Source organism: Microcystis sp. 0824 (assembly GCF_003112475.1).
GTDB lineage: Bacteria > Cyanobacteriota > Cyanobacteriia > Cyanobacteriales > Microcystaceae > Microcystis > Microcystis aeruginosa_C.
Genome location: NZ_BDSM01000042.1, coordinates 38,489 through 53,877 on the forward strand (window position 1 = coordinate 38,489; position 15,389 = coordinate 53,877).

12 protein-coding genes are annotated in these 15,389 nt (G+C 45.2%); 4 read left to right on the forward strand and 8 right to left on the reverse strand.

The genetic code is table 11. The features are described 5' to 3' along the window. Positions 1-30: 30 nt before the first annotated feature. From N0824_RS13630 to dnaX, 4 genes are all read right to left on the reverse strand, one after another. Positions 31-1,158, reverse strand: coding sequence for a class I SAM-dependent methyltransferase (locus tag N0824_RS13630; protein WP_108937142.1), 1,128 nt, complete (start codon positions 1,156-1,158; stop codon positions 31-33). 448 nt (positions 1,159-1,606) lie between these two features. Further along, positions 1,607-2,491, reverse strand: coding sequence for a lipoyl synthase (gene lipA / locus N0824_RS13635; protein ID WP_108937143.1), 885 nt, complete (start codon positions 2,489-2,491; stop codon positions 1,607-1,609). A gap of 279 nt (positions 2,492-2,770) precedes the next feature. Beyond that, on the reverse strand, positions 2,771-3,094 hold the full coding sequence (gene grxD, locus N0824_RS13640; protein WP_002780647.1) for a Grx4 family monothiol glutaredoxin: 324 nt from the start codon (positions 3,092-3,094) through the stop codon (positions 2,771-2,773). 87 nt (positions 3,095-3,181) lie between these two features. Continuing rightward, positions 3,182-5,590: a DNA polymerase III subunit gamma/tau gene (dnaX, locus tag N0824_RS13645; RefSeq protein WP_108937144.1), complete on the reverse strand. Its 2,409-nt coding sequence runs from the start codon at positions 5,588-5,590 to the stop codon at positions 3,182-3,184. Between the two features lie 242 nt (positions 5,591-5,832). Here dnaX and N0824_RS13650 point away from each other — a divergent pair, with 242 nt between their 5' ends. Further along, positions 5,833-8,055, forward strand: a complete 2,223-nt coding sequence (locus tag N0824_RS13650; protein ID WP_108937145.1) for a molybdopterin oxidoreductase family protein — start codon at positions 5,833-5,835, stop codon at positions 8,053-8,055. 130 nt (positions 8,056-8,185) lie between these two features. On the opposite strand, the gene N0824_RS13655 is transcribed toward N0824_RS13650, so the two are convergent. The 3 genes from N0824_RS13655 to N0824_RS13665 all read right to left on the reverse strand — a co-directional run bounded on the left by N0824_RS13655 (position 8,186) and on the right by N0824_RS13665 (position 10,634). Then, positions 8,186-9,082, reverse strand: a complete 897-nt coding sequence (locus tag N0824_RS13655; protein WP_108937146.1) for a tRNA (5-methylaminomethyl-2-thiouridine)(34)-methyltransferase MnmD — start codon at positions 9,080-9,082, stop codon at positions 8,186-8,188. Beyond that, complete coding sequence (locus N0824_RS13660) at positions 9,042-9,836, reverse strand: alpha/beta fold hydrolase (RefSeq protein ID WP_108937147.1); 795 nt, start codon at positions 9,834-9,836, stop codon at positions 9,042-9,044. The genes N0824_RS13655 and N0824_RS13660 overlap by 41 nt, the downstream gene beginning before the upstream one ends. A 198-nt stretch (positions 9,837-10,034) precedes the next feature. Next, positions 10,035-10,634, reverse strand: a complete 600-nt coding sequence (locus N0824_RS13665) for a superoxide dismutase (RefSeq protein ID WP_002762409.1) — start codon at positions 10,632-10,634, stop codon at positions 10,035-10,037. A 426-nt stretch (positions 10,635-11,060) separates the two neighbouring features. Between N0824_RS13665 and psbH the strand changes: the two genes are divergently transcribed. From psbH to glgB, 3 genes are all read left to right on the forward strand, one after another. Beyond that, positions 11,061-11,255, forward strand: a complete 195-nt coding sequence (psbH, locus tag N0824_RS13670; protein ID WP_002736544.1) for a photosystem II reaction center phosphoprotein PsbH — start codon at positions 11,061-11,063, stop codon at positions 11,253-11,255. A gap of 104 nt (positions 11,256-11,359) precedes the next feature. Further along, the gene (locus N0824_RS13675) at positions 11,360-11,608 is read left to right on the forward strand and encodes a TatA/E family twin arginine-targeting protein translocase (protein ID WP_002743526.1); all 249 of its coding nucleotides are present in this window, start codon (positions 11,360-11,362) and stop codon (positions 11,606-11,608) included. 357 nt (positions 11,609-11,965) lie between these two features. Continuing rightward, a complete protein-coding gene (gene glgB / locus N0824_RS13680; protein ID WP_108937148.1) occupies positions 11,966-14,245 on the forward strand; it encodes a 1,4-alpha-glucan branching enzyme in 2,280 nt (759 codons plus the stop codon). Positions 14,246-14,802: 557 nt separating this feature from the next. On the opposite strand, the gene N0824_RS13685 is transcribed toward glgB, so the two are convergent. Further along, complete coding sequence (locus N0824_RS13685) at positions 14,803-15,204, reverse strand: fasciclin domain-containing protein (RefSeq protein WP_108937149.1); 402 nt, start codon at positions 15,202-15,204, stop codon at positions 14,803-14,805. Between the last annotated feature and the right edge of the window lie 185 nt (positions 15,205-15,389).

A 15,389-nucleotide genomic window follows, 5' to 3' on the forward strand; every position in this document is an offset into this window, starting at 1 on the left:
AGTTAACAGCATTCAGCCCTATTTTTTTAGTTATTTGCTTAATCCCTGAAGTATTCTTTCTTCTACTCCTTTCCCCTGAATTAACACTCCAAATCCTCCTAAACCCGTGGGATTGATTAATTGATGTAAGGCATCTCGACGCTGAAATATAGTTAATATATCGATCTTTCCTTGGGAAAGTTTATTTAATCTATCCCCTAATCCCAAAGCCATTAAAAATAATCCTTGCTGAGTAAAACCGAGATTTTTTAAGCCTAATTTCTCCCCTTGACGTTGTAAAGCAGTAAAATCCACATGAGTGGTAATATCTTGTTCTCCCACCCACAAATAAGGATGATCATGACGCTGATGTTGTCGATAACATTGTAGGGTTCCTTGACTTCTTTGGGGATGATAATATTTTTCGGCAGTGTAACCGTAATCTATGGTTAAGATATAACCTCGATCGAGTTTCCGATTAACCGTTTCTAACCAGTCTAAAGCTAATAAGTTTACCTCGGTTTGATAACCCTCCGGATAAAGTGGGGAGGAAATATTTATCCCCACTAAATCAAAATAGTCTTTGATTCTGTCAGTAGATAAATCTCCGATAATCTCCTGAAAAGGTTCCCCCAATCCTAGATAAATTTCTCGTAATTCTCCCGACTCAATCACAACTCGATGGACAGGAAAAGCATCGATTAACTCATTACTAAACACACAACCCACAAGGGAATTATCGGCTAAATTCTGCCAACTTTGCCAAGATACCGGGGAATATCCCGCTAAAGTTGCCCGTTGTCTTTCCCTGAGTTTCTGAGATTGTTCGATAATTATATAACTGAGATTTTCATAAAAATCAGTATAGCTATGACTTAAATAATCAAGGATATCCTTCGCTAAAATTCCCGAACCTGCTCCCACTTCCACTAAAGTAAATCCCAGCGAATTGCCCAAAAATTCCGCCATCTCGACAAATTGCTCTGCTAACAATTGGCCAAAATCTGCCCCTAGGGACGAGGAAGTAAAAAAATCTCCCTTTGAGCCAATTTCTACTTTTCCAGAGGTGTAATAGCCATAATCAGGGTGATAGAGAGCTAAATCCATCCAGCGATCGAAGCTAATTCGACCCGCCGCTGATTGTTTAATTTCCTCTAGGATGATTGTCTCTAAATTCATTTTGATCAGGGAATTATGAATTATGAATTATGAATTATGAAATGGGAAGTGGGAATTAGGAATTATGAAATGGGAAGTGGGAATTAGGAAGTGGGAATTAGGAATTAGGAATTAGGAAGGGTGCATCTAACATTTGCAGAAATACCGACAATCAGCAATTATCAGTGACTCTTAAATTATTACAGACCTATCAGCAGCTGCGTATAAGCATCCCACCGAAAAACTAATGCGCGGGGGGTTTGGGGGCGGCGCCACGCCCCCAACGGGGGGTTTGGGGGGTAGAACCCCCCAAAGGCTTGGATTGAGTGATAAAATCGAAAGTAACGCCCAATTTTAGCCGAGAGTTTCTCCGTAAAAATCCCAACTTGGTAGATTTACAAAAATTAACTTAAAACTTACATCTGATCACTGATAACTGATAACTGGTCACTGATCACTGATCACTGATTTACTCTCCCGCATGATAGGAACTGCGGACTAGGGGGCCAGATCTAACCTGAGAAAACCCCATTTTTTGGGCGATTTCTCCCAACTCGCTAAATTCTGCGGGAGTCCAATATTTCTGTACGAGCAAATGTTCCAGAGAAGGACGCATATATTGACCAATAGTAACTCGATCGCAGTCGATCGCGCGTAAATCTGCCAAAGTCTCGATAATTTCCTCTTTTGTCTCACCGTGACCGACCATTAGGCCAGATTTCGTCGGAATCGATCGATCGATTTCCTTAACATAACGCAAAACCGCCAAAGAGCGATCGTATTTAGCCCCGCGTCTAACCGGCTTTTGCAAACGGCGCACCGTCTCGATATTGTGATTGTAACAGGCAGGTTTTGCCCCCACCACCGTCGCCACCCGTTCCTGTTGACTTCCCTTACCTCCAGCAAAATCTGGGGTTAACACCTCAATTAAAGTGTGGGGATTGAGTTCGCGAATGGCTGTCATCGTCCGCACAAACCAACTGGCCCCGCCGTCTTCTATATCATCTCTGGCCACAGAAGTCAAGACAACGTAACTTAAATTTAACAATTGCACCGCTTCCGCCACTTTTTGCGGTTCCTCCACATCAAGAGGCATGGGTGCATGACCCTTATCCACTTGACAAAAAGCACAGGACCGGGTACAGGTGGGACCCATCAACAAAAAAGTCGCCGTACCTTGGGCATAACATTCGCCGCGATTGGGACAGCGACCCTCCTCGCAGATAGTATGAATGTTCCTTTGTTTGATAATGCGCTGAACCGTGGAGATTTCGCTAGATTTGCCGAGTGAACGCCGTAACCAAGGAGGTAAAGAGGTGATTTCCTCGCGCCACTGTGGGGGTATATTGGACATGAGAAGTTAACTAATGTTGGGGGTTGGGGATTCCAGTTATCAGTTTCTGAAGGCAAGGGGCAAAAGTAAAGAACCTGGCAATTATCCTACCTAAAAATAAGGTTAGAAACCAAGTACATCAAAGCTTTTAGCTTAACAAATTAGTTTTTAGATTCGGCCCTTGTTAGCAGTTTTTAGTGGACAGTCTTAAGTAGAAAATTGCCGTCTTTTCACTGATCACTGATCACTGTTTGGTAGGTTGGAACTAGGTTAGGATAGCTAACCTAACCTAGAAAATTTTTAGGAAGCTAAGGCTACCTCGACTATTTGTTGTAGTTCCCCATTTTGATAGAGTTCGATCATAATGTCGGAACCGCCAATAAACTCACCGTTGATATAGACTTGGGGAATAGTCGGCCAATTGGAATACTCCTTAACTCCTTGTCTTAACTCCTGATCTTGCAGAATATCGACAGTTTCGTAGGAAACCCCCAGAATATTGAGAATTTGTATGACGTTATTCGAGAAACCACACTGAGGCATTAATTTATTGCCCTTCATGAACACAAGAACTTTGTTATTCTGGACTAATTGATCGATTCTGGCCTTAGTTTCGGGTGTCATAGGTCTAGTAGCTAGAATTTGAGCAAGAATAGCCAATCCTGAGACGTGGCATATCCTATTAGTTTAGCACAAGCCGTTGGGATAGCCTTAAAAAGGAAGGTCTTCGTCCTCCTCCAAACTATCTAAAATTTCGTTAACATCAGGTCTCCCGCGCACGATAGTCATATTTTCCAGAGACTTATTAACTTTAGTTTCTGCGTCCGAATTTTCTGGCACTGAATAACCCATATTGACCAGTTCACCATCAAAAGATTTCGCTAACTTTTGAGCGGCTGCCAAAATTTCGCTAACATCGACATCTTGATCTAATGTCCCTAAAGATGAATCAAAATTTAAGATTTTTGTGGTCAGTTCTGTGCTAGGAGTTTTTGGGGTTTCCGATGCAGTGATCTTTGCTTCTTTTTTCTCAATAATTGCTTCTTTGACCGGGGGAATATCCACCACGGTCATAACTTTATTTTCGGGAGTTATTGGTGGGGTTGGTGCGGTTTCTGGTGGTGGTTGCATCTTGGCCGCTGGGGATTGGGAAACTTCCGCAGCCATGGCAGCAGTGGCGGAACCTACCTGTAAATGAACTTTAATCCGGCGCTGAAAAACTGCCTCGAAAGCTGACTCAATATTAGTCAAGCGCAGCCGGGCCATTTTTAATAATTGTTCCGAAGATATGCTTAAATAAGCACTCGATTCTTCCATACTAAAAAGACTGCCGTGCTGACGCAAGAGAGTGCGAGTAGTGGGGGGTTCCATTACTTCTAAAACCCGCTGCCAAATTTGTTCATGATTGTCATCACTAGCAACAGTTTTAACCTCAGTTTTCGGCACTGCGACGCTAGTTGTCGGGGTGATAACTGGCGGTTTGATCGGTTCATTAACCGGCGCCGGCGCTGTGATCACTTCCGGAGGCCTCTCGGTGCTGGTTTGGGGACGGGAAGGCACTGTCGTGGTAACTAGAGGAATCACCTGTGCTTGCGGTAACAGTCCTAATAGAGTGACTTCTAACCAGAGACGGGGTTGAGTGGTGTTTTTTAGTTGCGTTTCGCTGTCTTTAAGCAGTTGTTGACCGCGGAGAATTTCCTCTAAAGACCAAGTACGCGCTTCCGTACATAATTCCTGCCAAGTGGGAGCAGTGACAGCGACCATTTCTGGACGATTAGGGGCAGTTTTGGCTAAAAGTAGGTTTAAATAGAATCCCGCTAGATTTTGCAAGACGATTAAAGGTTCCTTACCGCGATTCATCAGATGGCGACATTGTTCGATAACTTGATCGGGAATATTGCCATGAATGACTTTAAGTAGGGTTAAGAGGTCTCTTTCGGGGACTGCACCGACCAAATCCCAGACTCGCTCGGCCGTAATCGTTCCTGCGAGTAAACTTAATTGATCGAGGAGACTTTCGGCATCGCGTAAACCACCGTTAGCAATCTGAGCCACAAGGGTTAATGCTTCTAGGTTAATATCGATCGCTTCTATTTGGGCGATTTTTTGCAGGTGTGCCACCATCGCATCGAGAGCAATACGGCGATAATCAAAGCGTTGACAACGGGAGATGATAGTAGGCAAGACACGCTGAGGATCGGTGGTAGCAAGCACAAAAATCACTCGATCCGGCGGTTCTTCCAGAGTTTTCAGCAAAGCATTAAAGGCCGCCGTACTGAGCATATGGCAGTTATGAACTAATAACCCATTGGCAACAAAATTATGATTGTCCTCCACTTCTAGGTCATAGACGCTTTCTGTGTCACCTTCTTGAATCCCTATCACTTCCTCGAAATTTGTCAGCCATTGAGGGGATTTTATGATACTAGGCCTGTATTGCACCGCAGCCACATTCACAGGGGATAGGATATGATCGCCGATTTTGAGATTTTTTGCTTGTATCCATGCTTTTTCTGTTCTAATCAAATGATTACCAGTGCAATTAATCGTCCGATTTCTGGTTTGAATGGTTAAAGTTGCTTTTACGCCTCGGTTTAGCCATCGCAGGACTTTTTTATATTCCCACTCTCCGCTGCTCTCGTTGTAACTGAGAACTCGTTTTCCGAGAATCTCAGGATGATTAATGGGGATTAATCCCGTTTCGGTGAAAACAAGGCTATCCCCAGTCAGGCACTCATCGATGACATAGACTTTATAACGACATTGGACGGGGGCAAATTGCGATCGCTCGATAATTTCCCGAATGTTATCCACACCGGTATTACTAGCGGCATCAATTTCGATCACGTCTAGGGCCGAACCATTGGCGATCGCTTGACAGACGGAACATTTACCGCAGGGAATCGGCGTCGGATGGTCACTAGACAGACAGTTGAGGGATTTGGCTAAAATTCGCGCCGAGGAGGTTTTCCCCGTGCCTCTGGGTCCAGTAAATAGGTATGCAGGAGCGATTCGCTCACTGATTAAGGCATTACTCAGGGTCGTGGCGATCGCTGATTGTCCCACCAAATCGGCAAAGGTTTGGGGACGATACTTATGATGTAGAGGTTCGTAGGTCATGACTGGCTGAAAACTTTTTCCGCACCCTAGAGACTACTATTATCCTATCCCGATTCTTTTTCAACACGAGAACAAGTGTATGCTTTTGATCTAGACAGTTGTAATGCGCGATTTGCATCACAAGAATGGCAATTTAGCTAAGGCTTCTAATAAATTGTATTAATAACTACAATTTGGCCGAGAAAACCTGACGACTATCTTAGTATGCCCAAAGACAGCGCCACCAATCAGACCCACTGCTTATGACTGAATCGACAAAAACCCAATGTCCTTACTGTGGAGTAGGTTGTGGTTTGACAGTCACCCCCCCCGCGTCGGCCGGACAAGCATGGAAAGTCTTCGGGGACAAGTCCCACCCCTCCAGTCAAGGTATGGTCTGTGTTAAAGGGGCCACCGTAGCGGAATCAATCGATAAAAATCGCCTCAAAACCCCGATGATCCGCGATTCTCTCCAAGAGCAATTCCGTCCTTGTACCTGGGAAGAAGCCCTCGATCGCATCGTTAACCGTATCCAAACTCTAATCGCTCAGGGGGAAAAGGAAAGTATCTGTTTATACGGTTCGGGACAATTTCACACCGAAGATTACTACATCGCCCAAAAACTGGTCAAGGGCTGTCTGGGAGTCAATAACTTTGATGCTAATTCCCGTCTCTGTATGTCTTCGGCCGTGGCCGCTTACCTGGACAGTTTCGGATCTGACGGTCCCCCCTGCTGTTACGATGACCTAGAATTAACCGATTGTGCCTTTTTGGTGGGGACAAATACGGCCGAATGTCACCCCATCATCTTTAACCGTCTGCACAAGTATCTCAAACGCAACCAACAAGCGAAATTAATCGTCGTTGATCCCCGCAGCACCAAAACCGCCGAGGCCGCTAATCTCCACCTAGCCATTAACCCCGGGACCGATATTGACCTATTTAACGGGATTGCTCACCTGTTACTGAATTGGGGGGCGATCGATACCGATTTTATCGATAAATGCACCCGGGATTTCGGCAAATACGCCGAAATTATCCGCCATTATCCCCCCGAAATCGTCGCGCATAAATGCGGTATCCCCATCGACGATTTAGAAAAGGCTGCCCGCTACTGGGCCGAATCAAAAAGAGTGCTTTCTCTCTGGTCGATGGGTATCAATCAATCCAGCGAAGGCACGGCCAAAGCCCGCACTTTAATCAATTTACACCTAATGACGGCTAATATCGGTAAACCGGGGGCCGGTCCTTTTTCCCTAACCGGACAACCTAACGCCATGGGGGGACGGGAAGCCGGCGGCCTCTGCCATCTTCTGCCCGGTTATCGTTCCGTCAAAAATCCCCAACACCGGGCCGAAGTGGAACAAGCTTGGGGTTTACCTGCTGGTCGGATTTCTCCGGTCCCTGGTCGCGACGCTTGGAGTATGATTACCGGTTTGGAGACGGGAGAGGTGAAATTGCTCTGGATTGCCGCCACTAATCCGGCTGTTAGTATGCCTGATCTAAAACGTACCCAGGCGGCCCTGTTAAAATCACCTTTTACTGTCCATCAGGATGCCTACTATCCCACAGAAACCAGTGCCTACGCCCATTTATTACTGCCAGCAGCCCAATGGGGTGAAAAAACGGGAACAATGACCAATTCTGAGCGCGTGGTGACTTTAAATAAGGCTTTTCGTCCTCCCGTCGGTCAAGCTAGGGCCGACTGGCAAATTTTCGCCGAAGTTGGTCGCCGTTTGGGGTTTCAGGCACAATTTAATTTTCAGGATTCGGCCGAGGTATATTCCGAGTTTATCCGCTTGACATATAAACGTCCTTGTGATATGACGGCGATTAATTATGAGCGCCTGGCCGAGACTCCCCGACCGTGGCCCGATTCCATCGATGAAATTTCCGCCCCTAAAACCGCTAATTCTGGGGAATTACTGGGTAATTTAGTTAAAGATCACGATAAAAGCCAAAAAACAGCCGCAAAACGCCTTTATACCGATGGTAAATTTAATACTGCCGATGGACGTGCTGTTTTCGCCGCCTACCACAGTAAAGGTCTAGCGGAACCCCCCGACGAGGAATATCCCCTAGTGTTGACCGTGGGGCGTTTGTACGGTCACTGGCACACCCAAACCCGCACCGGCCGCATCGAGAAAATTGTCAAAATGCACCCCGCACCTTTTCTGGAAATTCATCCCCAAGATGCGGCAAAATTGGGCATAGAAGCTGGAGAATGGGTGGAGGTGCGTTCTCGTCGCGGTTCTGCCCGTTTTCCCGCTTTAATTACCAAAGCAATTGCTCCTAATTGTGTCTTTGTGCCGATGCACTGGGGGGCTTTATGGGCAGAAAATGCTGAGGCTAATAGTCTCACCCATCCGGCCGCTTGTCCGATTTCCCTGCAACCGGAATTAAAAGCTTGTGCCGTCAAATTAATCCCGATCAAGTCTTTAGTTAATGCCGAATTATCTCCCGGTCAATTTCTGGCAACTCCCTAATCAAATTTGGCTTTCCCTTTGGTTACTTTTGTTATACCAATTGGCTACAATATCATAGGTAGTTTTTGTTGAGAAAATTGCTATTACAAAAACAAAATCCCCAATTATCAGGCATTTAACTACACTATTCTCATTCCGAGATTTCGATCGAATTAACCGCTCTTTGCCAACGTTTTTTCCAGTGGCTAGTCGGTTCTAAATCAGAGAGAGCCTGTTCGCTGCGACGACGTTGTATGATAACTTCGGCTGGGTCGCTTAAAGTCGGGTCTCGATAGGGAATAGCGGCTTTAGTTTGCAGATGTTCCCGTTCCTGTGCTGATAGAGATGGGGGTAAGGACAAAAAACTGGCTATTGTCCCCGGCGATCGCCGCCCGACGCTATCGGTGGCCCCAATCTGCAATCCTGCTAATTGTAAAGCCCTTCGCACCGAGGCAGCACAGGAATAGGTGACTAAATAACCCGTCGGACTCAGACATTTTGCCACTAAAGCTAAAAACTCCACCGTCCACAGTTGCGGACATTTACCCGGGGAAAAGGGATCGAGAAAAATTGCCTCTGCTTGAAAACCCGCTTCAATCACCTTGGTTATCGTCTGTCGCGCATCCCCGATTAACAGTTTAGCGGTGAGATTAGGCAAGTCTAGCCGGTGATTATGGGCAAAATCACTTAAATATTCGGGAATTGGTTGACTCCAACTATTTAAGAGCTTTTCTCTAATAGCTGCTAGGGGAACCACTCGATCGCTTTCTAAAGCTAATAATTCTACCCGACAATCCCCCCTAACTTGCCAAATGGCCGCCAAGGCAGCGGCGGTATTGTACCCTAAGCCGTAACAAATGTCAAGAACTTTTAGATTATTGCTCTGGTCTGCTTTTGCTGCCAGACGACTGGAGAGGATAAATTTTTTCTCGGCTTCTTCCCTTGCCCCGGAGGTAGAATGATAACATTCTCCGAATTCGGTCGAAAAAAAGGTAGAAGAACCATCCTCAGTGACTTTTTGCGGGTAGACTTCGGGGGAGACAAGCATGGTGATGGAGAATGTCTTTGAGATGAATATCGGTTTCCAGCAGGCAAGCATGACCACTATTGGGCAGAATCGTTAATTTTGCGGCGGGTAACTGCTGAATTAGGCGTTTAGCCTCCGCTACCGATGGTAACAGTCGATCCCCTTGACTGGCTATCACTAACACCCCCAATTGCAGACTTTTTAACTCGCTGGCACTAACCTGAAACCGTTGTAACTGGGATAAACGCCAGCTAATCGTCTTCGGTGGGACGTATTGCATGGCTTTGAGGAGAGAGCGGCGATCTTCCCTAGACATTCGACCCAGAGCGGCCAGAAAGGGTAAAATAGTTAGGGCTGAGCTGCTGTGGATGAAATCGGGCATCATCTGGGTGATACCGATTCCCAAGCTTAAAAGAGGTCTTTGATTAAAAGAAGAAGCGGGGTTAATTAAAATCAGTTTTTTAATTAATTTTGGTGATTTTGTCGCTATTTTCAAGGCTAAACAGCCACCAAAAGACTCACCGCAAAGATAGACTTTTCTCGATTGTCCCTTTAATTCCTGGGCCAATAAAGCAATCACGCAGTCGCTTAATTCCTCCCAATCACCGAGATATTGCGGGGAAATGGCCAAACAACGCAGATCGAAGTAAGGGGCAAGGTTGTTAATCTGACGATGGTAGAGTTGGCCGCTGCCATCCATTCCGGGTAAAAATACAAACAGGGGATAATCGGGACGGGGATGACGGGGAATAATCCAACTGACAGGTTGTTCCATTGTGCAACAAGCGCGATCGATGTTAAAAAAGTTTTTTCTGGTTATCTATATTTAAGGATAATTAATATTAGAGAGATTTGCCAATTTTAAGAGTAGTATTAACCCCCAACCTATGGATGGTTTCTCCCTGCTCCCCAACCCCTGATAACTGATAACTGATAACTGATAACTGATAACTGATTAACACAAGCCAAATTTTTAGGCTGCCGCTAAATTAGCAGCCACGAAATCCCAATTAACTAACTTAGTTAAAAAGTCGCTGATGTAATCGGGACGACGATTTTGGTAGTCGAGATAATAAGCGTGTTCCCACACATCCATAGTTAAGAGGGGAACCTGTCCAGCGGTTAAAGGATTGTCAGCGTTGCCGGTTTTGGTAACTTTGAGAGTACCGTTATCGAGAACCAACCAAGCCCAACCACTACCGAACTGAGTAGCGCCGGCGGTTTTGAAAGCTTCGACAAATTTCTCGAAACTGCCGAAATCTGCGTTAATTTTATCGGCTAAAGCACCGGTAGGCGCACCGCCACCACCCGGTTTCATGCAGTCCCAATAAAAACTATGATTCCATGCTTGGGCGGCATTGTTGAAAACCCCAGCTTTAGAGGCATCACCGGCAACCTTAACGATAACTTCTTCTAAAGAGAGAGCATCGAGTTCCGTATCTTTGACCAAACCGTTATAGTTATTGACATAAGCGGCGTGGTGCTTGTCGTGGTGGAATTCTAGGGTACTTTTGGTGATGCAAGGCTCTAAGGCAGTGTAATCGTAGGGTAAAGGGGGAAGTGTGTAAGCCATCTGTGGTTCTTTATATCCTCTCTTGAGAGCTTGTTTAAGTTAGTGTTGATAAAACTTTACATCCTCGATCATAGCACCGAAGGAGACTTGATCAGTGATCACTGATCAGCTTTTTTCTCCCTTCTCCCCCATCACCCCAACCCTAACTCCTGACTGATAACTGAAAAATCACCCCAGCCTCCATCGACCGTCTCCTAAATCCTGAGAAGATCACCAAACAATGTTAGAATAATTCGCGTACTGTAGGCGCTTGCAGATTCTTGTGGGCGTGGCAGGGCAGGCGAAAAACGATTCCGTTAGGAATTAGACCAAAAAAGTTCCACTGGCAACAGCAGTAGATTTTATCTCACTGGGTTGACTGGTTGGCAGTTCGTCAAATTACGGATCAATACAAAATTATCATTTACAGATCTTTCTTGGTAACTTATGGCACAGCGTACACGCTTAGGTGAAATCCTTCGTCCCCTCAACTCAGAATATGGTAAAGTTTCTCCCGGTTGGGGAACTACCTTGCTGATGGGAGTGTTTATGGCTCTGTTTTTAGTCTTTTTGCTGATTATTTTACAGATCTACAACTCCTCCCTAATTTTAGAAGGATTTAATGTAGATTGGGGTCAGTAAACAGATTCCAACAATCTTGTCGGCATTTTTGGCCGCAGAATTGTCCCGCGGACTTTAGCAGGTGGGTTATTGCCCACCGCAAGTTTTTTATTAGGAGCAGAAAAATGAATATTTTTGGGATTGGATTGCCAGAAATGGGGTTAATTCTCTTGATTGCCCTGCTAGTTTTCGGACCGAAGAAATTACCAGAAATCGGTCGCAGTTTAGGCAAAACGATTCGAGGATTTCAAGAAGCATCCAAGGAATTTGAAAGTGAATTTAAGCGAGAGGCCCAGCAGATTGAAGACTCGGTAAAAATCAAGGCTGAATTAGAAGAAAGTCAATCTCCTAGGGATCAAACTCGTTCCAGTTAAGAACTGTGTAGAGATGTAGTGTAGGTCAAATTCGAGGCTATCCGCTAGATTAACATCGAGAATGACCAAATCGAGATTAAATTGGCAGTTTTACCATAGACCTCTTGTAAAAATCAAAAATTGTTGTTAGGGTCAGGAGCCGGTCGTCAGGAGTCAGGAGACAGGAGATTATTTTATTTATTCTTCCCACTTCCCCACACCCCACACCCCACACCCTACACCCTACCCCCACGAAAAACTTTTTCAGCAGACCCTAAGTAGGCAGAATATATCATTAGTTTGAGAATTCCCAGACGGCAGGGAAAAAATGACAATTTCCTTGCTATAAGTATTGTAGATGTCAAGAGTGTTAACTGAATGTCTATAGTGGTATCCCCCGAACAAGTCCATCAAATCGTCAACAACCTCCATCACGATCCTTTTGAGGTTTTGGGGGCCCATCCCCTAGAAGAAGAAGGAAAAGTAAATAAATGGGTTGTTAGAGCCTATTTACCGAAAACCACGGCCGCTTGGGTTATTTTACCGTCCCAAAGACAAGAATATCCCATGACGACCGCTTATCACCCCCATTTTTTCGAGTGCGTTATCGATATCGGTGAACTGAACAATTATCAATTACGCATTCACGAGGGGGAACAGGAACGGGTAATCTATGATTCCTATGCCTTCCGTTCTGCCAAACTTAGCGATTTTGATTTACACCTGTTTGGGGAGGGCAACCATCATCGCATTTATGAAAAATTAGGGGCGCATTTAGCCGAAATCGAAGGTATTAAAGGGGTTTATTTTGCCGTTTGGGCCCCTAATGCTCGCAACGTCTCGATTATTGGTGATTTCAATAACTGGGATGGTCGTGATCACCAAATGCGGAAACGTAATAATATGGTCTGGGAATTGTTTATCCCGGAAATCGGTGTTGGCACTAAATATAAATACGAGATCAAAAATTGGGAAGGTCATATTTACGAAAAATCTGATCCCTACGGTTTTGCTCAAGAAGTACGCCCGAAAACCGCCTCGATCGTGGCCAATTTAGATAGCTATACTTGGGATGATAGCGATTGGATGGAAAAACGCCGCCATAGCGATCCTTTAACTCAACCGGTTTCCGTTTACGAATTACACCTCGGTTCTTGGCTGCACACTTCCAGTGCCGAACCCCCCCGTTTACTTTCCGGAGAAGGGGAAGCGGTTCCCGTGTCGGAATGGAACACTGGGGCGCGCTTTTTGAGTTACTACGAGTTAGCCCAAAAACTGATTCCCTACGTTAAAGAATTAGGTTACACCCATATCGAATTATTACCGATCGCCGAGCATCCTTTTGATGGTTCTTGGGGTTATCAAGTGACGGGTTATTTTGCCCCCACCAGTCGCTACGGCAATCCTGAAGATTTTATGTATTTTATCGATCAATGTCACCAAAATGGCCTTGGTGTGCTAGTGGATTGGGTCCCCGGTCACTTCCCCAAAGATGGCCACGGGTTAGCCTTCTTTGATGGTACTCATCTTTATGAACACGGCGACCCGCGCAAAGGGGAACACAAGGAATGGGGAACCTTAATTTTTAACTATGGTCGCAACGAAGTCAGAAATTTCCTGGTGGCTAATGCCCTATTTTGGTTCGATAAGTACCATATTGACGGTATTCGCGTGGACGCGGTGGCTTCTATGCTCTATCTCGATTATTGTCGTAAAGATGGGGAATGGGTGGCTAACGAGTACGGTGGCCGGGAAAATTTAGAGGCAGCGGAATTCCTGCGTCAAGTAAATCATGTAATTTTTAGCTATTTCCCCGGAATTCTCTCTATTGCCGAAGAATCCACCGCTTGGCCGATGGTGTCCTGGCCCACCTATATGGGCGGTTTAGGCTTTAATTTAAAGTGGAATATGGGCTGGATGCACGATATGCTCGATTATTTCGGCATGGATCCCTGGTTCCGTCAATTCCATCAAAATAATGTCACTTTTAGTATGTGGTATAACCACAGCGAGAATTATATGCTGGCTTTGTCCCACGATGAAGTGGTTCACGGCAAAAGTAATATGATTGGCAAAATGCCGGGGGATGAGTGGCAAAAATTTGCCAATGTCCGGGCATTATTTAGTTATATGTTTACCCACCCCGGTAAGAAAACCATGTTTATGAGCATGGAATTTGGCCAGTGGAGTGAGTGGAATGTTTGGGGTGATTTGGAGTGGGGTCTTTTGCAGCATGAACCCCATCAACAGCTAAAACGCTTTTTCTCGGATTTGAACGCCACCTATAAGAGTGAACCTGCTTTATATACCCAGGATTTTGGTCAGGATGGCTTTGAGTGGATCGACTGTAGTGATAATAGTCATAGTGTCGTTTCTTTCCTGCGCTGGAGCAAAAATTGGCAGGAGTTTCTGGTGGTGGTCTGTAATTTTACTCCCCAACCCCACAGCCATTATCGCGTTGGTGTACCCCATCCCGGTTTTTATCAGGAAATCTTTAACAGCGATGCGGGTAAATATGGCGGTAGTAATATGGGCAACCTTGGCGGTAAATGGTCGGAGGAATGGTCCTATCATAGCCGTCCCTACTCGATTGATCTCTGTTTACCACCTTTAGGGGTTTTAGTTCTCAAAATCAGTCCTAATGCTTCTGGGGAATAGGTAGGGTTTTTTCAGTGTTGCCAAAGGCACGGCGTAGCCGTCCAGTAAACAGTAATCAGTGAACTGAAAACTAACATCTGATAACTGATCACTGATAACTGATCACTGACTAACCCCCAACCCCTAAGAAAAAATTTAGAGGCCATCTTCCGGAAAGTGGCCTCTTTTTAGGGTGAATTTTCCAGAAACTATTAAGGCGAAAATTAATCAGGGGGAGAAACTGGTTAACCATTTTTCATCTCCCTTAATATTTCCTTACTTTTTCGTTAATATTTATGGTAGCAAAGCCATTTGATGGTCTGATACTAAATCCGTTGAGTATAGGCTAAATATCAGGAGAGGCAATAGGCACTCTTGCAATAGGCAAAAGGATCAATAGATAATCAGTCTTTAATAACAGGATTTAGTCTGAACAGGTACAGACAAGAAAGTGCAGAAAGTGGGCATTTTCCTCCGTCGAGCATCAAAACCATAAACAAGCAAAAGTATCTGTATATTTAGTTACTAAATAAGACAGATTTGCCCTAGATGCAGACCGGGCAAAAGACGGTCAAAAACTAACCCATCAGGATCACCGTATCGATGACGTGGATCACACCATTATCTGCCTCGATATTACCCGCCACCACCGTGGCATTTTTCACCTCAAAACCTTCGCTACAATCGACGGGAATCGGTGAACCCTCTAGAGAAGTCACTACGGCCAATTTTGCCAAATCTTCCTGCATATATTTGCCCGCAACGACGTGATAGGTGAGAATTCGGGTTAATTGGGGGATATTCTGCACTAGGGTTGTAATCGTCCCGGGGGGCAATTTGGCAAAAGCGTCATCGGTGGGGGCAAAAACCGTGAACGGGCCGGGACTTTTTAGGGCATCCACAAGATTAGCGGCTTGTACCGCCGTCACTAGAGTTTTAAAATTATCGGCACTGACCGCAATATCGACAATATCTGCCATAAACTTGACTCGATCCTCAAAAAAATCATCTATTTCAGATTTTAAACTTAATCTTGTCCCAAAGATCGTTCTAGGGATGGGGTGTGGGAATTATGAATTATGAATTATGAATTATGAATTATGAATTGGGGAAGTGGGGTGTGGGGTGTGGGGTGTGGGGTGTGGGGTGTGGGGTGTGGGGTGTG